General features: G+C 69.8%; 16 protein-coding genes. 6 read left to right on the top strand and 10 right to left on the bottom strand.

Features of this window, described 5'->3' with window-relative positions:
- Positions 1-49: 49 nt before the first annotated feature.
- The 9 genes from ftsW to mraZ form a co-directional block, all read right to left on the bottom strand.
- Positions 50-1246 carry a putative lipid II flippase FtsW gene (gene ftsW, locus JS278_RS10260; RefSeq protein ID WP_245935308.1) on the bottom strand — a complete coding sequence of 399 codons (1197 nt, stop codon included), beginning with the start codon at positions 1244-1246 and terminating at the stop codon, positions 50-52.
- 130 nt (positions 1247-1376) lie between these two features.
- Positions 1377-2864, bottom strand: a complete 1488-nt coding sequence (murD, locus tag JS278_RS10265) for a UDP-N-acetylmuramoyl-L-alanine--D-glutamate ligase (RefSeq protein WP_114045109.1) — start codon at positions 2862-2864, stop codon at positions 1377-1379.
- Complete coding sequence (gene mraY / locus JS278_RS10270; protein ID WP_114045110.1) at positions 2846-3910, bottom strand: phospho-N-acetylmuramoyl-pentapeptide-transferase; 1065 nt, start codon at positions 3908-3910, stop codon at positions 2846-2848. The genes murD and mraY overlap by 19 nt, the downstream gene beginning before the upstream one ends.
- A complete protein-coding gene (locus JS278_RS10275; protein ID WP_114045111.1) occupies positions 3907-5370 on the bottom strand; it encodes a UDP-N-acetylmuramoyl-tripeptide--D-alanyl-D-alanine ligase in 1464 nt (487 codons plus the stop codon). The genes mraY and JS278_RS10275 overlap by 4 nt, the downstream gene beginning before the upstream one ends.
- Positions 5367-6947: a UDP-N-acetylmuramoyl-L-alanyl-D-glutamate--2,6-diaminopimelate ligase gene (locus tag JS278_RS10280; RefSeq protein ID WP_114045112.1), complete on the bottom strand. Its 1581-nt coding sequence runs from the start codon at positions 6945-6947 to the stop codon at positions 5367-5369. The genes JS278_RS10275 and JS278_RS10280 overlap by 4 nt, the downstream gene beginning before the upstream one ends.
- Positions 6944-8731 carry a peptidoglycan D,D-transpeptidase FtsI family protein gene (locus tag JS278_RS10285; protein WP_114046260.1) on the bottom strand — a complete coding sequence of 596 codons (1788 nt, stop codon included), beginning with the start codon at positions 8729-8731 and terminating at the stop codon, positions 6944-6946. The genes JS278_RS10280 and JS278_RS10285 overlap by 4 nt, the downstream gene beginning before the upstream one ends.
- 104 nt (positions 8732-8835) lie before the next feature.
- On the bottom strand, positions 8836-9270 hold the full coding sequence (gene ftsL, locus JS278_RS10290; protein ID WP_114045113.1) for a cell division protein FtsL: 435 nt from the start codon (positions 9268-9270) through the stop codon (positions 8836-8838).
- On the bottom strand, positions 9267-10256 hold the full coding sequence (rsmH, locus tag JS278_RS10295) for a 16S rRNA (cytosine(1402)-N(4))-methyltransferase RsmH (protein WP_114045114.1): 990 nt from the start codon (positions 10254-10256) through the stop codon (positions 9267-9269). The genes ftsL and rsmH overlap by 4 nt, the downstream gene beginning before the upstream one ends.
- A gap of 125 nt (positions 10257-10381) precedes the next feature.
- A complete protein-coding gene (gene mraZ / locus JS278_RS10300; protein ID WP_114045115.1) occupies positions 10382-10810 on the bottom strand; it encodes a division/cell wall cluster transcriptional repressor MraZ in 429 nt (142 codons plus the stop codon).
- A gap of 345 nt (positions 10811-11155) precedes the next feature.
- Here mraZ and JS278_RS10305 point away from each other — a divergent pair, with 345 nt between their 5' ends.
- Genes JS278_RS10305 through JS278_RS10315 form a run of 3 tightly spaced genes read left to right on the top strand, consistent with a single transcriptional unit; the run spans position 11156 to position 15592 of the window.
- The gene (locus JS278_RS10305; RefSeq protein ID WP_245935310.1) at positions 11156-12076 is read left to right on the top strand and encodes an AAA family ATPase; all 921 of its coding nucleotides are present in this window, start codon (positions 11156-11158) and stop codon (positions 12074-12076) included.
- 4 nt (positions 12077-12080) lie between these two features.
- The gene (locus tag JS278_RS10310) at positions 12081-13340 is read left to right on the top strand and encodes a DUF58 domain-containing protein (RefSeq protein ID WP_114045116.1); all 1260 of its coding nucleotides are present in this window, start codon (positions 12081-12083) and stop codon (positions 13338-13340) included.
- Positions 13337-15592: a transglutaminase TgpA family protein gene (locus JS278_RS10315; RefSeq protein ID WP_114045117.1), complete on the top strand. Its 2256-nt coding sequence runs from the start codon at positions 13337-13339 to the stop codon at positions 15590-15592. The genes JS278_RS10310 and JS278_RS10315 overlap by 4 nt, the downstream gene beginning before the upstream one ends.
- Before the next feature lie 48 nt (positions 15593-15640).
- On the opposite strand, the gene JS278_RS10320 is transcribed toward JS278_RS10315, so the two are convergent.
- Positions 15641-16051, bottom strand: a complete 411-nt coding sequence (locus JS278_RS10320; RefSeq protein ID WP_114045118.1) for a DUF3040 domain-containing protein — start codon at positions 16049-16051, stop codon at positions 15641-15643.
- 270 nt (positions 16052-16321) lie between these two features.
- On the opposite strand from JS278_RS10320, the gene gcvT reads away from it, so the two are divergent.
- The 3 genes from gcvT to gcvP all read left to right on the top strand — a co-directional run bounded on the left by gcvT (position 16322) and on the right by gcvP (position 20887).
- A complete protein-coding gene (gene gcvT / locus JS278_RS10325) occupies positions 16322-17443 on the top strand; it encodes a glycine cleavage system aminomethyltransferase GcvT (RefSeq protein WP_114045119.1) in 1122 nt (373 codons plus the stop codon).
- A 61-nt stretch (positions 17444-17504) separates the two neighbouring features.
- A complete protein-coding gene (gene gcvH, locus JS278_RS10330) occupies positions 17505-17882 on the top strand; it encodes a glycine cleavage system protein GcvH (RefSeq protein WP_114045120.1) in 378 nt (125 codons plus the stop codon).
- Between the two features lie 38 nt (positions 17883-17920).
- Complete coding sequence (gcvP, locus tag JS278_RS10335) at positions 17921-20887, top strand: aminomethyl-transferring glycine dehydrogenase (RefSeq protein ID WP_114045121.1); 2967 nt, start codon at positions 17921-17923, stop codon at positions 20885-20887.
- Positions 20888-20933: the final 46 nt, after the last annotated feature.

The raw sequence follows: 20933 nt of genomic DNA on the forward strand, positions 1-20933 counted from the left end.
TCGTCACCGGGTCTCATCCCGGCGCACCCCGGATCGGCCGGAGTCAGGCTCAGTCTCGATGACTGCCGTCCACCACGGTAGTCACCCGCGGCGGCCCGCTGCGCCTCGACGCCTCCCGGTACGCCTCCGCGGCCGGTTCGTGGCGGGCACAGGACAACAGGATGCCAGAGGCGACGAGATTGGCGATGAGGGCGGATCCGCCGATCGAGATGAAGGGCAGCGGCACCCCCACCACCGGGAGCAGTTTCATGGCGACGCCGATGTTCATCATCGCCTGGACGGCCGTCCATGCGGTGACGGTGGCCGCCAGGGTCCGGCGGAACTGGGATCGCGATCGCATCGCCACCCGGATGCCGGCCCACACCAGCAGGCTGAACAGGAGAAGCACCGCCAGGGTGCCCACCAGGCCCATCTCCTCGCCGAGCACCGCGAAGACGAAGTCGTTCTGGGCGCCGTCGTAGAGCCCTCCCCACTTCTGCCGGGAGCCCCCGATCCCCACCCCCCACCAGCCGCCGGTGGCCAGCGCGAAGATGGCGCTGAGCGGCTGCTGGGAGGCGTCGGGATCGGCCCCGGGGTGCAGGAACAGGGTGATCCGCCGCATCCGGTACGGGGTCGTCACGACCGCGGCCGCGACAACGAGCCCGGCAGCGGCCAACAGTCCCAGGATGTATCGCTTCTGAATGCCGAAGGCCCACATCTGGGCGATGAGGACGGCACCGATGATGAGAGCCGTGCCCAGGTCTCCCTGGGCGATGACCAGGACGGCGACCACGCCGTAGAGTCCCAGATAGATCGCCAGATGCCGGAACTGACCCAGATCCTCACGGCGGGCGGCCAGGTAGACGGATCCGACCATGATCACCGCCAGCTTGGCGAACTCGGAGGGTTGAAGGGTGATCGGGCCCAGCACCAGCCAGGACCGGTTGCCCTTGCCGGCGTCGCTTCCCAGGGGCGTGAACACCAGGATGAGCATCAGCACGGCACCGCAGTAGGCGACCCATCCGAAGCCGCGCAGCAGCCGCTCCCCCATCCGGGAGGCGATGAAGGCGGCGATTCCGCCGATGGCCAGGAAGCCCAGCTGGCGCAGGGCGAAGTAGTAGGGACCGAGGTCCAGCGACTGGGCGTACACCGACGACGAGGACAGGCTCATCAGCGCGCCGATCCCCGCCAGCAGAACAGTGGTCACCAGGATGACGTACTGGTCGAGCATGGGGGCCGCCAGAAGAGGTTCCTGGGAATCGCCCATTGTGCGGCGACCGCCGTCGAGGCGCAGGATCCGGCCGAGCCGGGTCATGAGACGGTCGTAGGGGGTTCTGGACCGGGTTCTGCTCACAGTCGCCTCCTCGACCGGGCGCTCTTCGGCCGCGCGGGGTTCCTCACTGCTGGAGCGGACCGTCGATCGTGCGGGCGGCCTCGGCGAAGTCGTCGCCGCGTGCCGCGTATCCCGGCCAGATGTCGAGACTGGCGCATCCGGGGGCCATCAGGACGGTGTCTCCTCGCCGGGCCATGGTGGCCGCGACGCGGACGGCCTGCGCCATCACTGCGCGCTCGGGCGAGTCGAGCACCACGACCGGAACGTCGGGCGCCAGCCGTGCCATCGTCGCGGCGATCATGGCACGGTCCACCCCGATGATCACGACGCCGCGCAACTTGGCGGCATGATTGCTCACCAGATGGTCGAAGTCGGTGCCCTTGGCCTGCCCTCCGGCGATCCACACGATGTGCTCGAAGGCGCGCATGGAGGAGTTCGCGGCATGCGGGTTGGTGGCCTTGGAGTCGTCGACCCAGGTGATCCCGCCCGACTCGTGAACGGTCTCGATCCGGTGCCCGCCAAGATGCAGATCCCGTAGCCCCTGCGCCACGGCCCGGGGATGCACCCCGAAGGAGCGGGTGAGGGCCGCCGCGGCCAGGGCGTTCTCGACGTTGTGGGGGGCGAAGGGGTGGACGTCGCAGAGACTGGCCAGTTCCAGGGCGGAGGTGGCCCGCTGCTCGACGAATGCCCGGTCCACGATCATGTCGTCGACCACTCCCATCATCGAGCGACCGGGGATGCCCAGGGTGAAGCCGATGGCTCGCGCCCCCTCCACGACGTCGGCCCTCTCGACCATCTGCTCGGTGGCCGGATCGGCGACGTTGTACACCGCGCTGTGCTGCACCCGGTGGTAGATCCGGGCCTTGTCAGCGCCGTAGGCGGCGAAGGGGTCCGCGGCGTCGGCGTACCACTCCAGGTGGTCCTGGTGCAGATTGAGCACTGCCGCGGAGTGCAACGACAGGGAGGGGGACCAGTGCAGCTGGAAGCTGGAGAGCTCCACGGCGAAGACGTCGTAGTCCACCTCGTCGGCCATGGCCTCCAGAATGGGGCGGCCGATATTGCCGACCGCCGCGGCCTTCAGGCCGTCGGCCTTGAGGATGGCCTCGGTCATCTGGGTGGTGGTGGTCTTGCCGTTGGTGCCGGTGACCGCCAGCCAGGGAACCACCCCGTCCGGGTGCATGAGCCGCCAGGCGAGTTCTGGCTCCCCCCACACCGGGACGCCGGTGGCCAGGGCGCTGGCCACCAGTGGCTGAACCGGTCTCCAGCCCGGGGAGACGATCACCAGGTCGGTGCCGTTGGGAAGCTCGGCGGTGCTACCGGGCCCGAGCCGCACCCGGGCGCCGAGGGTCTCCATCAGTCCGCCCTCGTCCCGGTGCCGGTCGTCGGTGGAGTCGTCGAGGATCGTCACCCGGGCGCCGAGTTCGAGCAGGGCGTCGGCCGAGGCGTACCCGGAGGTACCCAGTCCCGCGATCACCGCGTGGACCCGGCTCCACTCGAAGGTCCTGTCGGCCCGGCTCAGATCGACTCCGGAACTCACTGTCCCACCACCCATTCCGTGTAGAAGGTTCCCAGGCCGATGCCGACCATCAGGCCGCAGATGATCCAGAAGCGGATCACCACGGTGATCTCGGCCCACCCCTTGAGTTCGAAGTGATGGTGCAGCGGCGCCATCTTGAACACGCGCCTGCCATGGGTGAGCTTGAACACGCTCACCTGGATCATCACCGAGAGGGTCTCGATGACGAAGAGTCCGCCGATGATGACGAGCAGCATCTCGGTCCGGCTGAGCACGGCGAGGCCGGCGACCGCACCTCCGATCGCCAGTGAACCCGTGTCGCCGAGGAAGATCTTGGCCGGTTTGGCGTTCCACCACAGGAAGCCGAAGCAGGCTCCGGTGAGAGCCAGCGCGACCACTGACAGGTCGTGGGGATCCCGCACGGTGTAGCAGCGGGACGTCGCCCCGGCCGAGCACCACTGGTTGAACTGCCAGAGGCTGAGCAGTGTGTAGGCCGCGAACACCATGGTCGCGGCGCCCGGCGCCAGGCCGTCGAGCCCGTCGGTGAGGTTGACGGCGTTGGAGGCGCCGGCGATGAGGAGGATGACCCAGATGATGCCCAGCCACAGGGGCAGGTGCAGCCAGGAGATGTCCCGGAGGAAGGAGATCGCCGGGGAGGCCGGGGCGACCCCGTGGGAGTCGTGGAAGAACATCGAACAGACCGCGAAGCTGATCGCCACGAAGGCCTGGCCGATGAGTTTGCCCTTCGGACGCAGGCCCAGTGATCTCTGCTTGGAGATCTTGGTCCAGTCGTCCAGGAAGCCGATGAGCCCCAGACCGGCGAAGAGCCACAGCACCAGGAGCGCCGAGAGGGTGACGTGGGTCCAGGTGATGAGATGGGCCAGGAAGTAGGCGAGCACCACCGACACGATGATGACGGCGCCGCCCATCGTCGGCGTGCCCTTCTTGGCGGCGTGGGTCTTCGGCCCGTCGTCGCGGATGAACTGCCCGTAGCCGCGCTTGGCGAGGAAGACGATGAACCATCGCGTCCCCACCAGGGTGCCGAGCATGGACAGTCCTCCAGCCAGCAGGATGTTCTTCATGCGCGGCCTCCCTCGCCGACGGTGCCGGACCCGTGCCCGGCATCGTTGAGAAGTTCTTGCGCCACGGTCTCCAGTGCCAGAGCCCGGGACGCCTTGACAAGTACCACATCATGTCCGGTCCACGTCGTGGCCGCCACTGCGTCGCCGGGTTCCACGATGCGGGTCGCGGCCCCGCCCTCGCCCGCCCCTGCCGCCAGATCGCCGGCATGGGCGCCGACGCACAGCACCAGGTCGAATCCGGCGCGGGCGGCCTGGAGGCCGGCCTGCCGGTGCAACCCGGCCGAACTGTCGCCCAGCTCGAGCATGTCTCCCAGGAGGGCGACCCCGCGGGTCGCCGGGTCCGCCTCGCGCCTGGCTCTCAGCACCCCTTCCAGGGCTGTGAGGGCCGCGGCCATGGAGTCGGGATTGGCGTTGTAGCAGTCATTGACGACGACCAGCCCGTCGTCGCGCTCGTCCAGTTCCATCCGCCAGGGCGATCGGCTGGTCGCCGCCGACAGCGAGGCCGCCACCGACTCCGGCTCGACCCCGCAACAGGTCGCGGCAGCCGCGGCGGCGACCGCATTGGCCACCTGATGGGCACCCATGGTGCGCAGCGCCACCGGGTGCTCGGTGGTCCGCCCGGCCGCCCGCACGCGCAGCGTGAACGAGTGACGCTGGAGGCTGTCGGCGGTGATGTCGCGGGCGGACACCTCGATTCCGGCCCCAGGATGGGAGTGCGCCCCGTCGGCGCTGAACCAGGCGATCTGGCCGCGGGTGCGCGACGCCATCGCGGCCACCCGGTGATCCTCGGCGTTGAGCACCGCCCAGCCTCCGGCCCCCAGCCCCTCGACGATCTCCCCCTTCGCCTCGGCGATCGCCTCCCGGGAGCCGAACTCGCCCAGGTGAGCGGTACCGACGTTGAGCACCATCGCCACATCGGGCGGCACGATCGACGTCAGCCAGGAGATGTGCCCCTTGCCGCGGGCACCCATCTCGGAGATGAGGAAGTCGGTGCCGGCGTCCACCCCGCAGGCGGTCAACGGCACTCCGATCTCGTTGTTGAAGCTGCCGACCGGGGAGATCGTCGGCCCGGCGGGCTCCAGGAGCTGGGCGAGGATGTCCTTCGTGCTGGTCTTGCCGGAGGACCCGGTGAGGGCGATCGCGCGCATGCCGCGGGAGCGCTCGCGGGCGACCGCCCGGCGTGCCAGGTCGGTGAGTCCCTGCCGGGTGTCGGCGACGATGAGGTGAGGGATCCTGGCCTCGGTGGTCCTGGTCGCCAGCACCGCGCTCGCGCCGGCCCGTTCCGCGGCCGGGGTGAAATCGTGGCCGTCCACCCTCTCCCCCGGCATGGCCACGAAGAGGCTGCCCGGCCCGGCCTTGCGGGTGTCGATGACGACGTCCGGGCCGACCTCCGTCTGCGGCTCTCCCTCCAGCCCGGCTCCGATCGCTGCGGCCAGCGCCTGCGTGGTCGAGATCCTCATGCGGTGATGTCCTCCTCCTGGTGCGACCCGTCGAGCCCGTGCAGACGCGCCCACTCCTGTCCGGTGACGACCCTGTCGTCGAAGTCGAGCAGCCGGTCGCCGACCGACTGGCCGGTCTCATGGCCCTTGCCGAGGACGGCCACCAGGTCGTTGTCGTCGGCCATCGCCAGGGCCTCGCGGATCGCGGACCGGCGGTCCCCGCCGTCCACGACCACGGCACCGCCGGTCCGCCTGGCCCCGGCCAGGACGGCGGTGCGAATGGCCGCCGGGTCCTCGGTGCGCGGATTGTCATCGGTGACCACGACGACGTCGGCGAGCTGTGCGGCGACGCTTCCCATCGGCCCCCGCTTGGCCGAGTCGCGATCCCCCCCGGCGCCGAGGACCGCGATGAGTCGGCCGCCGGTCGCGGTGCGGGCGGCCGCCAGGGCCGATCCGATGGCCTGGGGGGTGTGGGCGAAATCGACCAGCACCTCGGGTGCCCCGGCACCGATCTCGACCCGTTCCATCCGCCCCGGCACCTGCGCCCGCTCCAGCCCCGCGACGACATCGGCGAAACCGTGTCCGGCGCGCTCCAGCATGGCCAGCGCCATCACCGCGTTGCGCACATTGAACTCGCCGGGCAGGCTCAGGCTCAGATCGCGGCGTCCGGTCGGGGTGTCGACCAGGATCCGGCTGCCCAGCCCTCCCTCCGGGTGCCAGGACGCGACCCGGTAGTCGGAGCCGGCGTCGATGGAGGTGGTGATGAGGTCGACGCCGTGCTCGGCGGCCACCTGGCCGGCGAGCCTGCGGCCGTGCTCGTCATCGACGTTGATGACTGCGGCGCGAGCGAGATCGGCGGTGAACAGCCTGGCCTTGGCCTGGAAGTAGGCCTCCATGGTCTTGTGGAAGTCGAGGTGGTCGCGACCCAGATTGGTGAATGCGGCCACGTCGAAGCGGGTGCCGTCCACCCTATGCATGGCCAGGGCGTGCGAGGAGACCTCCATGACGGTGTCGCTCGCCCCCGCCTCGGCCATGGTCGCGAAGAGGGCCTGAAGGTCCGGGGACTCCGGGGTGGTGATGGTGGTGCGGGCGCTGGGAAGCGGGCGGCCGTCCAGCCGGTAGCCGATGGTGCCGATGGTTCCTGTGCGCAGGCCGGCGGCCCGCAGACCCGCCTCGACCAGGAAGGCGGTCGTGGTCTTGCCGTTGGTACCGGTGATGCCGTACATCGTCATCCGTCCGGTCGGATTCCCGAAGATCAGGGCCGAGGCCCTTGCCATGGCCACCCTGGGATCGGCCACCACCAGGACCGGGATCCGCGGGTCGTCGACGAGTTCCTCGCCGTGGGCGTCGGTGAGCACCGCCGCCGCTCCCTGCGCAACGGCGCCGGCTGCGAACGAGGCACCGTGGAACCGGGTTCCGGGAAGGCCCACGTAGAGATCGCCGGGGACGACCTGGCGCGAGTCCAGGGTGATGCCGCTGACCCCCGGCCCGGAGAGGGCGCCCCTGAGGCTCGGTTGCCCCAGAACCGTCTCCAGCCGCTCCCACGAGGTGATGCCCACGGAGGCAGGACGCAGCAGATGGGAGGTGTCAGGGCTCACGGCTTGTACTCCAGGGGTGCCTTGGGGGCCTTCGTGGTGGAGGGTTCGATGCCGTAGCGCGGCAGCGCGACCGAGAGGATCTGCCGCGCCACGGGCAGGGCGACCTCACTCCCCTGATGGCCCTTTGTGGGATTGTTCAGAACTACATATGTGAGGATGCTCGGATCCTCGGACGGACCGATTCCCGCATAGGAAGCTGTGTAGCCACGGTAGCAGTGACACGTCGGATCGATCCGCTGTGCCGTTCCCGTCTTGCCGATCGTGCGGTACCCGGGGACCGCACGGTCCGACTTCAGGGTGACCACTGCCTCCATCATGTCGCGCACCTCGGCGGCGGCCTTCGCCGAGACGACCCGGCGCCCGGGGGCCCGGGTCACGGAGACCGGGTTGCCGTCCCCGTCGCGGGCCGAGGCGATGATCGTGGGGGCGTGGTAGACGCCGCCGTTGGCCACGGCCGCCACCGCGGCGGCCTCCTGGACGGCGGTGACCGACATCCCCTGCCCGAAGGAGATCTGATCGCGGGTGAAGTCGGGCATCGAGGGTCCCGGGATGGTCCCGTCGGCCTCACCGGGGAGCGGCAGACCGGTGCTCCTCCCCAGCCCGAAGGCCTTGAGGTAGGAGGAGAAGTCCGACTTGGAGAGCTTCCTGGCCAGCAGCGTCGTCCCGATGTTCGAGGAGTAGGCGATGACCCCGCGGGCTGTGAGGTAGAGCCCGTCATGGTCGAAGGAGTCGGTGATCTTCCCGTCCCCCGATGTGACCGAGGCCGGCACCCTGACACGGGTGTCGGGGGCGACCAGGCCCTTGTCGGCCAGCGCGGCCATGGTGAGGACCTTCTCCACCGAACCCGGCTCGTAGGACGTCTCGACGGCGCGGTTGGTGATCTCGTTGGATGTGGTGCGCTCCAGCTTCGAGGAGTCGAAGGTGGGCATCGAGGCCATCGCCAGGATCTCGCCGGTCCTGACGTTCATGACGATCGCCTCCCCGGACTCGGCCTTGGTGTTCCGGACCGCCGTGGCCAGGGCGTTCTGGGTGGTGAGCTGCATCTGGGAGTCGAGGGTGAGGTTGTAGCTGACGCCGTCGACGGCCGGAACCAGGGTGTTGCGGCCCAGCGGGATCCGTCCGTAGGTCGATGCCTCGTAGGACTCCTTGCCCTCGGTGCCCTTGAGCTGGGAGTTGAGCGTGTACTCCAGGCCGCCGGCGCCGACGCCGTCGCCGTTCACGAAGCCGATGACGTTGGAGGCCACGGTGCCCGAGGGATAGGTGCGCACCGGGTCGGAGGAGGAGAACACGCCGTACCAGTTCCCGGCGTCCATGTCCTTGGTGATGAGGTCGAAGATGTAGCTGGAGACGTGACGCTTGACCACCACGTAGCGCGACAGCTTGCCGTCGGATCCCTTCTGGGTGACCTCGTCGCGGTAGTCCTCGGGCACGCCTCCCAGGCGCTTCGCGAGGATCTTGGCGACGGCCTTGGGAGCAGCGGCCGCCTTCTGCGTCTCCTTGGGGCCCATCGAGACCCTCTCGTCGACGCCGTTGCGGCTGATCATCCGCGGATCCACGATGATCCTCACGGCGGGCTCGCTGGCCGCCATCACGACGCCGTTGCGGTCGGCGATCTGGCCGCGGGCGGGCAGCAGGTTGTAGCCGCGCTGGATGTTGGCGGCCGCGGAGGCCGCATAGGCGGGGGCCTCGATGGCCTGGAGCTGGAGAGCCCGGCCGGCCAGTGCCACCATCCCGATCATGAGGATCACCAGGGTCAGGGTGAGTCGGCCGCGCTGGCTGGCCAGCCCGGCCCGGCGCTGACCGCCGCCCTGGTCCGGGCGACGGTTGCGGGTCCGGGCTCCCGACGGCCCGGGCCTCCCCGATCCGGCTGTGCCCGGCCGGCCCTGGCTCATCGGTTCCCCGCCGAGACAGGGGCGTCACCGGCCAGCCCGGGAAGTTCCTTGCCGGTGACCCGGTACGGGGTGCCGACGACCTTCCCGGTGCGCAGGTCGATGAAGGCCGGCCTCGGATCGGGCACCATGCCCAGCTGTCTCGCCGATGTCTGGAGGTGTGTGGCGGAGCGTCGCGTGTCGACCTGGCTGGCCAGCGCCGCCTCCTGATGGGAGAGCGTCTCCACCGTCGCCTTCCGGGAGCTCAGTTCCACGGACTGGCTCTGCAGGGTGGTGTTGAGGATCAGGGCGGCCACCAGACCGAAGGCCAGGATCAGCGAGATGACGACGGAGAAGACCAGATTGCTCATCCTGGTGCGACCCACCGGCAACGCCCTCAGTCGGCTCCGGGCCCGTGACAGGCCCCTGACCGGGGCCGCGGGTTCGGCGCTCATGCTGCCTCCTTGATTCTCCGGATGACCCGCAGCCGGGCCGATGCGCTTCTGGGATTGACGGCGATCTCCTCGGCGTCGGGGCGCTCCGCCCCGTGCGTCACCGCGACGAACCTGGCGGACATCGACTCGGGCACGACGGGCAGGCCGGCCGGGGCGGAGTCGCTGCAGACCGCCCTGAAGGCGTCCTTGACGGGGCGGTCCTCCAGGGAGTGGTAGGCGAGGACCGCCATCCGGCCTCCGACGGCCAGTCTGTCGAGGGCTTCGGGCAGGACCGTTGAGAGCGTGTCCATCTCCCCGTTGACCGCGATGCGAAGGGCCTGGAAGGTCTTCTTGGCCGGGTGGCCGTGGCTGCGGTGCCGCACCGCGGCGGGTATCGCGTCCTCGATGACGCGAACCAGCTGTGCCGAGCCGTCGAAGGGCCGACGGGTCCGTTCCTCGACGATGGCGCGGGCGATCCGCCTGGCGTTACGGTCCTCCCCGTAGCGGAAGATGATCCGGGCGAGTTCGGCCTGGTCGGCGGTGTTGATCAGTTGTGCGGCTGTGGGGCCGGTGCTCTGATCCATCCGCATGTCGAGCGGGGAGTCGACCGAGTAGGCGAATCCCCGGTCCGCCCGGTCGATCTGGAGGGAGGACAGTCCCAGGTCGAGCAGGATCGAGTCGACCCTGTCGATGCCGAGGTCGTCGAGCACCTCGGGAAGCTCGTCGTGGACGGCGTGGACCAGTCTGACCCGGTCGTCGAACCGCTCCAGCCGGCGCCGGGCCAGCTCCAGGGCCTCGGTGTCCCGGTCGATCCCCACCAGGAGCGCCCGGGGACAGGCCTCGAGGACGGCCTGGGCGTGCCCACCCATCCCGATGGTGCCGTCGACGTGGACGGCACCGGGACGCTCGAGTGCGGGTGCGAGGAGTTCGACGACTCTGGATCGCATCACGGGAAGATGCACGGCGTCGCTTCCCGCAGATGGCCTGCGGGCGGCGTTCTGCTCCATCGGCTTCCTCCCTGACATGTTCCCGTGGGGCGAGGTTCCGGCCCGACTGCGACGACCTGACACAGGGGAAGTTGCGTCAGGGAATCGTTGTCGGGACGAAGCCACGCCCCGCGCGACCTCACCGCTCAGTCGTCGGTGAAGACCTCCTCATTCATCTCGGCGAAGACCGATTCCTGCTCGGCGGAGTAGCTCTCCCACTCGGCGGCGTCCCACACCTCGACCCTGGTGATCGCGCCGACCACGACGATGTCCCTGTCGAGCCCGGCATAGCGCCGGAGCATCGGCGGGATCATCACCCTGCCCTGCTTGTCCGGGGCCGTGTCGCTGGCTCCGGCCGCCAGCATCCGCTGGTAGTCCCGCACCTTCTTCACGCTCACCGCCCCCTTGGCGATCTCCTGGGTCATCTCCACAAAAGTCGTCGTCGGATAGATCGCCAGGCACCTGTCCTGGCCCCTGGTGATCACCAGGCCCCCGTCCAACCCGTCGCGGAACTTCGCCGGGAGGAAGAAACGCCCCTTGTCATCGAGCCGAGGAGTGTGTGTACCCAGGAACACCGGGCACCTCCTGACTCGACCCGAAGGCCGCTTCGCTCCACCTGGCCCCACCATACTCCACAACGCTCCACCGACCGGGAGGATCAGGGCGCCACGGGTTGTGCCCCGTGCGAGGACACCCTCCGGAGCACCGCGACCGGCGTGTCGCATCGGTGGCGGGAGACGGGGTGGAGCCGGGTGGAGCGTCGTCGACGCCGACCGTCCGCCCCGCCGGCCTCCCGGGCCCGGGTAGGATCGGCCGGGGCGATCTTCCCCCGGCCCCTGTTGACCGACGGCCGGACCCCGACCCACAGCACAGGAGGAGAGGACATCGTGAGCGACCCAGTCCAGGACGTCGTCGAGGTGATGGACCGCGTCCGCGCGGCCGTCTCCAGCGTCATCGAGGGGAAGTCCGATCGCATCGACACGGCCCTGGTGGTGCTGCTGGCCCAAGGCCATCTGCTGCTGGAGGACGTGCCGGGGGTGGGCAAGACGATGCTCGCGCGGGCCGTCGCCCGGTCGATCGACTGCACCTCCCGACGGATCCAGTTCACCCCGGATCTGCTGCCCTCCGACATCACCGGCGTGAGCGTGTTCAACCAGCAGACCCGCCAGTTCGAGTTCAAGCCCGGCGGCATCTTCGCCAACATCGTCGTCGGCGACGAGATCAATCGCGCCTCCCCGAAGACGCAGTCGGCCCTGCTGGAGGCGATGGCCGAGCGACAGGTCTCATCCGACGGCGTGACCCACCAGCTCGACGCCCCCTTCATGGTCGTCGCCACCCAGAACCCCATCGAGATGGAGGGCACCTACCACCTTCCCGAGGCCCAGCGGGACCGGTTCATGGCGCGGATCACCATGGGTTATCCGTCGCGCGGCTCCGAACTCGACATGCTCGATCATCACGGCGCCGCGAATCCGCTGGACTCATTGCAACCGGTCACCTCCGGGGAGCAGATCAGGAGTCTCATCACCACCGTCGGCACGGTCTACGCGGCCCCGGCCGTCAAGGACTACATCGTCGACATCATCGAGGCCACCAGGACGCACGAGGACCTGCGCCTGGGCGCCTCCCCGCGCGCCAGCCTCCATCTGCTGCGCGCCTCCCGGGCCCGGGCCGCCATGAGCGGACGGGACTACGTGATCCCCGACGACGTCCAGGCCCTCGCGGTACCGGTGCTCACCCACCGGCTCATGCCGTCGTCGCGCGCCCAGCTGGACGGCCTCGGGCTGGAGGAGATCGTCTCCTCCATCGTGGAGGCGACCCCGCTTCCGGAACGGGGCTGACCGGGTGCGGTTCTGGCAACACCTCAGCATTCGCGGACGGGTCCTGCTCGCCTGCGGGATCGTGCTCACCGTCATCGCGCTCGGGGTGGGCCAGCAGGACCTCGCCTGGGTCGGCCTGATCCTCGTCCTGCTCCCCGTGCTCGGGCTGCTGCTGGTGATGTCCACCCGCATGCAGATGGGGTGCGCGCGGACCGTCCGCCCCTCGCGCTGCACCCTGGGCGAGGAGCTGGAGGTCGTCACCACCCTTGAACGCTCGGCCGGTCTCCCGGTGGGCATCCTCCGCTTCGAGGAGTCGGTTCCACGGGCTCTCGGGGAGCGGCCCCGGTTCGCGGTCCACACCCTCTCGGGTTCGTGGATCCGTACTGTCCGCTACACCCTCACCGGCAATGCCCGCGGACGCTACGAGGTGGGCCCGATGCTGGTGCGGGCCTGCGACCCCTTCGGGACAGCCCGCGCCGACCACCGGTTCTCATCCTCCTCCCAGGTGATGGTGACCCCGAAGGTCTACGCGCTGGGAGCGATCGGCTCCACCTCGGGACCCACCCGAAGCGGTGAGGCGACCCCTGAGCAGGTGGGCTCCCAGGGGCAGGACGACGTGCTGATCCGCGAGTACCGCCAAGGCGACGACCTGCGCAGGGTCCACTGGCGGTCCACCGCGCACCTCGGCGATCTCATGGTCCGCCGGGAGGAGCAGTCCTGGGATCCCGCTGTCAGCGTCCTGCTGGACTCCCGTGGCGACCGGCACGCCGGGGCGGGTGCCGAGAGCTCCTTCGAATGGGCGGTCTCGGCCGCCGCGTCGATCTGCACCCACATGCTGGACAGGGGCTACCGGGTCCGGCTGGCCGATGCCGGTGGACAGATCATGGCCTCTGACGACGTCGACGTCCCGACCGCACGGGAACATGCGCTGGTGACTCTCACCGATGAGCGGATGGGCGACCAGCAGGATCTGCTGGCCGCGGCCCGGGCCTGCGCGACCGGCCACGGCGGCGAGACTGTCGTCGCCGTGCTCGGCAGACTCACCGAAGGTGACGTGAGAGCTCTCGACGACTCCCGCAAGGGCCGCCCGCTGAGCCTGGCCCTGGTACTGGACACCGACACCTTCACCGCAAGGCGGTTCCGTAGCACCCCGGAGCAGGTCGACGAGCACGACAGGGCCGTCGAGCAGCTCGCCGCCCACGGCTGGCAGGTGGTCACCGCCCGCAGGGATGACGCCGTCCCGCGAGCATGGTCGCGATTCGAGCGGATGGGAGCCGCACTGTGACGAACCTGGAAGCATCCTCCGGCGCCACCCGGGCGCGCACCCGGCCCGTCTTCGGCCTCGACCGCACCGTCCTGTCCACAGGGATCGCCATCACCCTCGCCATGGTGCTCGGTTCGCTGACCCTGATACCGCTCACCGCCGATCGCGGTTACATCCTGCTGGCCGGCCTGACCATCATCATCATCGAGGCCCTGTCCATGACTGGACGCTGGATACGGCTGACCGCCTGGGTGGTCCACGTGCTGCAGGTTCTCGTGCTGCTCGGCATCGCCATCGGCCTGGGCCTGTCGGCCTCCCATGACCTTCGCGTCGGCGGATCCTGGATCCAGCAGCTGTGGCGGCTCTATCTGCAGTCCTCGGTGACGGTCCAGACCGAGGCTGCCCCATTGCCGGCCGATGTGGGCGTCCGCTGGCTCATCGTGCTGCTCATCGGCATGGTGACGATTCTGGCCGACATCCTCGTCATCACCCTCGAGAGCCCGGTGTGGGCGATCGCACCACTGCTCACCATCTACATCATCCCGGCCCTCACCATCGACCACAACACCCCTTGGTGGACCTTCGTCCTGATGGCCGTCGGATACCTCGGGGTGCTGCTGGCCGAGCAGCTCGCGCTGAGCCGCAGATGGACGCGCAACCTGTCGGCCGACTCCGCGTCATCGCGTCGGCGCGGCGCGGCCGGCACCGCCCTGGGCGGTCTGGGAGCGGGTGTCGCGATCCCGGCCCTCGCCCTGTCGCTGCTGCTGGGCTCGGCGCTGCCCACCTTCGGCAGCCTCGACATCGACTCCGCCAGGCCACGGGGGTCCGGTCCGCTGCAACTGACCGATCCCACCATCGACCTGCAGAAGAATCTCACCCAGCAGTCGAACTCCGTGGTGCTGCGCTACTCGACCACGAGCCGCACCGGCGAGTACCTGAGACTGGCCTCACTGACCAGGGTCGACTCCTCGGGCTGGCACATGAACGCGGTGAACCTCTCCCAGGACGCCCCCACCTCGGTGCCCGGCCTCAACGCGGCCAGCACCCGGAGGACCGTCAGCGTCCAGATCGGCGATTTCGGCTCGGAATACCTGCCGGCCCCCTACGCCCCGTTGACCGCCCCCACGGGGGACTGGGCCTGGGACCCCACGAACCTGATGGTCATCAGCACCGCGAATGACCGCACGGACGCCACCCGCGGGCTGGCCTACTCGGTGACCTCGATGGTTCCGGACCCGGACCTGGGCACCTTCTCCCAGGCCGCCGCCGGGACCCCCGCCGACAAGGGCGCCACGACCGTCCCCCAGGACGTCCCCGAGGCGATCCTCAAGCTGACCCACAGCATCACGGCCACCGAGAACACCCCGGTGGCCCGGGCGGTGGCGATCCAGACCTGGTTGCGCGACCCCCGGAGATTCCAGTACAGCACCACCGCCCCGCCCGGTGACGGCTATCAGGTGCTCACGAACTTCCTCACCAGGACGCATTCCGGGTACTGCATCCACTTCGCATCCGCGATGGCCCTGATGGCCCGGATCGAGGGCATCCCCTCACGGGTCTCGGTGGGCTTCCTGCCCGGCACCCAGCAGGGCGGGAGGTGGAGCGTCAAGGCCAGCAACATGCACGCCTGGCCCGAGCTGTACTTCCAGGGCTACGGATGGGTGAGGTTCGAGCCGACCGCAGCCGTGGCCAGCGCTCCCGCCTGGAGCGTCGAGAATCCCGATTCGGTGCCCAGCAGCTCGGCCTCCGCCGGGACCTCCGTTCCCAGCACCCAGGCCTCGAGCACCCCGAGCCCGTCGGCCTCGACGAGTGCCCCTGCGAACACGGCGGACAGCTCGACCGGTTCGGGGATCCCCTGGAACATCGTCTGGAGGATCGCGCTGGCGGCCCTGGTGGTGGTCGCGATCGCCGTGACGCCCATGAGCGTCCGGGCCCTCAGACGTCACAGGCGCCTGGCTGCTGGCGATCCGTCGTCGCTGGTGGCGGGAGCCTGGCGGGAGGTGCACGACTCGTGGACCGATCACGGCCTGGTCTGGCCCCCCGGCAGCCCACGACAGCAGTTCGATGCGGCCTCGCATCAGCTCGGCGAGCCCGGATCCGAGGCCCTGCACCGCCTGGCGATGGCCGAGGAACGGGCCCGCTACGCCCGCTCGCTGGGAGATCTGGGCGAGGTCGCCACCGATGTGGATGTGGTACGGCGGGCGCTGAGATCCCGGGAGACCCCGCGGACCAACCTGCTGGCCCGCTGGCTGCCCGCCTCGCTGTGGCACTGAACGTTCAGTACAACGTTCAGCACCGGGAAGGTTCAGTTACTGGGACGGTCAGCGCTGTCCGTCGGAACGACGGCGCCAGCGCTCCTCCATCCTCTCGGTGAAGGACTGGCGCCCGCTGCCCGCGGGATGATCCGAGCGCGCGTTGTCACGGGGCGAGACCGGACCGGACCGACGATCGCGCCGGCCGCTGTAGAGCGCCAGGCTCGCCACCAGCATCACGACGAATCCGGCGACGCTGATCATCCAGCTCATCTCGATGCCGGCCAGCAGGATCACGACACCGGCCGCGATACCCAGACCACAGGCCACTGTGCGCCCACGGGATACTCCCCTGACGACGGACGGCTTCTTCGACCGGGGAGCGTTGCGGGTGAAGGTCCGCGCGAAACCGGGATCGTCGGCGGACAACGACTCCTCGAGTTCAGCCAGACGCCTCTGTTCCTCGGCTGACAGCGGCATTGCGCACCTCCTCGGAAAATGGTCCCGGCCCGTGCAGGCGGTCCCCTGATAAGGCCAAGTGTAGGCGGTGGCGGCACCCCGCGAAACCGGAACCGGACCCCCGGTGCGCTGCTGCGGAGGCCCCGGGTGTACAAGGTTCGGACGGGACTCGCCGGGCCGCCTGCGACCATTTGACTGAGCGAGGGCGCGTCCAGTGGCCACGTGCCATACTTCGTTGTGAGAGGCTTCCCAGGGCCCCTCGCACTGGTCAGGACGACGCTTGGAGGAGTCATGTCCGGCTCAGAACTGAAACATTCACCGCTGGAGCAGCTGCACACTGAGGTGCTGGGTGCCCGACTCACTGATTTCGGCGGCTGGCGGATGCCGCTGCGATACACGTCCGATCTCGACGAGCACCGTGCCGTGCGCACCGCCGCCGGGATCTTCGACCTCTCCCACATGGGCGAGATCAGGGTCCGCGGTCCGCAGGCGGGAGCCGCCCTGGATCACGCACTCGCCGGCCACCTGTCGGCGGTGCCCGAGGGCCGCGCCAGGTACACCCTGCTGCTCAACGCCGATGGCGGGATCCTCGACGATCTCGTCGTCTACCACATCCCCGGCGGCGACTACCTGGTCGTGGCCAATGCCGCCAACACCGCCGTCGATCTCGCCGAGATCACCGAGCGGACGAGGGGGTTCGACGCCGAGGTCCTCGACGAGACCGACAACACCGCCCTCATCGCCGTTCAGGGCCCGCGGGCCGCCGACATCATGGGCAACGCCCTGTCCGCCTCGAACCTGGATCCCGAGGAGATCGACGACCTGCCCTACTACTGGTGCCGCTTCGGCAAGTTCCAGGGCGATGCCTTCCTGCTGGCCCGCACCGGGTACACCGGCGAGGACGGCTACGAGCTCTACGTGCCCTGGGCCGCGGCCGAGCGGCTGTGGCGCAGGCTCCGTCAGGCCACGGAGATGACACTGGCCCCGTGCGGTCTGGCCAGCCGTGACACCCTGCGGCTGGAGGCCGGGATGCCGCTGTACGGCCATGAGCTGTCCGCCGATATCAGACCGTCCCAGGCCGGCCTGGGGCGGGTGGTCTCGTTCAAGAAGGACTGCGACTTCGTCGGCCGCTCCGCTCTCGAGGGCCGCGACGGTTCCGCCGACCGCGTTCTGGTGGGGCTGGCCGGAGAGGGGCGGCGCGCCGCACGGGCGGGATACCCGGTGCTCGACGCCGAGGGCCGCACGATCGGCGAGGTGACCTCCGGGGTCCTCTCCCCGACCCTCGGACATCCGGTGGCGATGGCCTACCTCGACCCCGGCTCCGCGACCGCGGGAACCGTGCTGAGCGTCGACGTCCGCGGTGCCGCCCAGCCCTACACCGTCGTCCCGCTGCCCTTCTACCGTCGGGCCTGAGTCCCGCTGCGCTGTCCGAATCTGCACTGTCCGAATCTGCCCCGATCCCAGGAGGGTTCCCATGGAACTGATCGATCTCAAGTACACCAAGGATCACGAGTGGGTGGCCCTGGATCCCGCCACCGGTGTCGCGACCATCGGCATCACCGACTTCGCCGGCGAGCAGCTCGGCGACGTCGTGTTCGTGCAGCTGCCCGAGGAGGGGGACGAGGTGACCTCCGGGCAGCCGATCGGCGAGGTGGAGTCCACCAAGTCCGTCTCCGACCTCTTCTCCCCCGTCTCGGGGACGGTGAGCGGGATCAATCCGGAGATCGAGGGCTCCCCCGAGCTGGTCAACTCCGACCCGTTCGGCGAGGGATGGCTGTTCACGGTGGCCGACGCCCAGCTGCCCGACGACCTTCTCGATCGTTCCGCCTACCTCGAACTCACCGCTGACTGACCGCCCCCGACCCCTTCGACCCCGATCGCGAGGACCCTATGACCGGCATCCGACCCTCTCGCCAGGGTGAGACCTTCTCGTCGCGCCATGTGGGCGCCATCACCGGCGACAGGGGCAGGATGCTGGCCACGCTCCAGGTCGAGAGCCTCACCGAGCTGATCGGGCTGGCCGCCCCGGCCGACATCCTGGCTTCCGTGGAGGCCCCGGGCATGCCGCCGGCCACAGATGAGGCCGGGGTACGGCACGAGTTGGCCGAGCTGGCCTCGCGCAACCGTCCGGGCAGGCCGCTCATCGGCCGCGGGTACCACGGCACCATCACCCCCGCGGTGATCCGGCGCAACGTCCTGGAGAACCCCTCCTGGTACACCGCCTACACCCCCTACCAGCCGGAGATCTCCCAAGGTCGGCTGGAGGCCCTCATCACCTTCCAGCAGATGGTGGAGGATCTCACCGCCCTGGACGTGGCCAACTCGTCGTTGCTCGACGAGGCGACCGCCGCCGCCGAGGCGATGCTCCTGGCGCGGCGGGCGAGCCGGGCGACGAGTTCCCGATTCCTCGTCGGGCAGGCGCTCCTCGAGCAGGTCCGCACGGTACTGGCGGGACGCGCGGAGGCGCTCGGCATCGAGCTGGTGACCGCCGACCTCACCGACCGCAACTCCTGGGGACCCCAGGTCGAGCGGGGCTGCTTCGGGGTGCTGGCCGACTGTCCCGACGGGCACGGCCGGGTCTGGAATCCGGCAGCCCTGTTCGACGCGGTCCACACCGGCAGGGGCATCTGCGTCGCCGAGTGCGACATCCTCGCCCTGGCGCTGATCGTCCCTCCGGGCGAGCTGGGCGCCGATGTCGCCGTCGGATCCACTCAACGGTTCGGCGTCCCGCTCGGTTTCGGCGGCCCTCACGCCGGATACATGGCGGTGCGAAAGGGCCTGGAGCGCCAGCTGCCCGGAAGACTGGTCGGGACCTCTCGCGACGCCGACGGCATCCCGGCATACCGGCTGGCTCTCCAGACCCGTGAGCAGCACATCCGCCGGGACCGGGCGACCTCCAACATCTGCACCGCCCAGGTGCTGCTGGCGGTGATGGCCGCCATGTACGCCGTATGGCACGGACCGCAGGGCATCCGCGCGATCGCCTCCCAGGTGCACCGTCGCACGGTGCGGCTCGCCGAGGGCCTGCGGGCCGCCGGCTTCGGGATCGGCGAGGAACCGTTCTTCGACACTGTCCGGATCCCCGTTCCGGGCGGGGCCGAAGAACTCTGGCAGACCGCCCGCCGGGCCGGATTCACCCTCGACCTCATCGACGGCGACACCATCGGCATCAGCCTCGACGAGACGGTCACCGATGAGGAGATCGACCAGATCATCGGGCTCTGCGGCGACGGCCCGACCGGCGTCTGCGCCCCTCGCGGCGCCGACGCCGGATGGGAATGGCCCACCGCCCTGATCCGCACCAGCGACTACCTCACCCATCCGGTCTTCACCAGCTTCGGATCCGAGACGGCGATGATGCGCTACCTCAAGCGCCTCGCCGACCGGGACTTCGGCCTGGACCGCGGCATGATCCCGCTGGGCTCGTGCACCATGAAGCTCAACGCCGCCATCGAGATGGAGCCGATCAGCTGGCCGGCCTTCGCGGACCTGCATCCCTACGCCCCGGCCGTCGACGCCGAGGGCAGCCTGGCGATGATCGCCGACCTGGAGACCTGGCTGGCCCAGCTCACCGGCTATGACACCGTCAGTCTCCAGCCCAACGCCGGCTCCCAGGGCGAGTACGCCGGCCTGCTGGCCATCCGCGGCTACCACCGCTCCCGCGGGGATGACGGGCGCCGGGTCTGCCTGGTGCCCTCCTCGGCCCACGGCACCAACGCCGCATCCGCCGCCCTGGCCGGAATGCGGGTCGTCGTGGTGGCCTCGGACGACGGAGGCAACATCGACCCGGCCGATCTGGCAGCGAAGATCGCGACCCATGCCGACGAGCTGGCCGCCATCATGATCACCTACCCGTCGACCCACGGCGTCTATGAGGCGCATGTGCGGAAGATCTGCCGGATGGTCCACGACGCCGGCGGGCAGGTCTACATCGACGGCGCCAATCTCAACGCACTGCTGGGGGTGGCCCGGCCCGGCGAGATCGGTGGGGACGTCTCCCACCTGAACCTGCACAAGACCTTCGCCATCCCCCACGGCGGTGGCGGGCCCGGGGTCGGGCCGCTGGCGGCCAAGGCCCATCTGGCCCCCTTCATGCCGGGGAGCCCGGTGGGGACGACGGTGGAGCATCCGCTCGCCGACGGCGGCACCGTGCGGCACACGGGCCACCCGGTGGCCGCCGCGACCTACGGATCGGCGGGGGTGCTGCCGATCTCATGGGCCTACCTGCGCCTGATGGGCCTCGACGGGCTGCGCGAGGCGACCGGGCAGGCGGTGCTCAGCGCCAACTACGTGGCCCGACGCCTGCAGTCCACCATCCCGGTGCTCTACACCGGCGCCAACGGCCTGGTGGCCCACGAGTGCATCCTCGACATCCGCCCGCTCACCCACGACACCGGCATCACCGTCGACGATGTCGCCAAACGGCTCATCGACTACGGCTTCCACGCCCCGACCATGTCCTTCCCGGTGGCCGGGACGCTGATGGTCGAGCCCACCGAGTCCGAGGACGTCGCCGAGCTCGACCGGTTCTGCGACGCGATGCTGGCGATCGTCGACGAGGCCCGCAAGGTGGCCGCCGGGGACTGGCCGGCCGAGGACAATCCGCTCGTCAATGCGCCCCATCCGGCCCCCCGGTTGCTGGACGACGAGTGGTCCCACCCCTACTCCCGCAAGCTGGCCGCCTACCCGGGCACGGCCGCCTCGGCGGCCCGGGACGCCGAGGCCGGGCTGCACGTCAACCCGGTGACCCGGATCCAGGCGAAGTACTGGCCCCCGGTGGGGCGCATCGACAATGCTTTCGGGGACCGCCACCTGATGTGCTCCTGCCCTCCGCCGGAGGCCTTCGAGGAGCACTGAGGGCGGCGACCCGCTGCTGTGTACATGGTGGCGATGACGGGACCGG

The sequence above is a fragment of the Acidipropionibacterium virtanenii genome, from assembly GCF_003325455.1.
In the GTDB taxonomy this organism is placed as follows: Bacteria; Actinomycetota; Actinomycetes; order Propionibacteriales; family Propionibacteriaceae; genus Acidipropionibacterium; species Acidipropionibacterium virtanenii.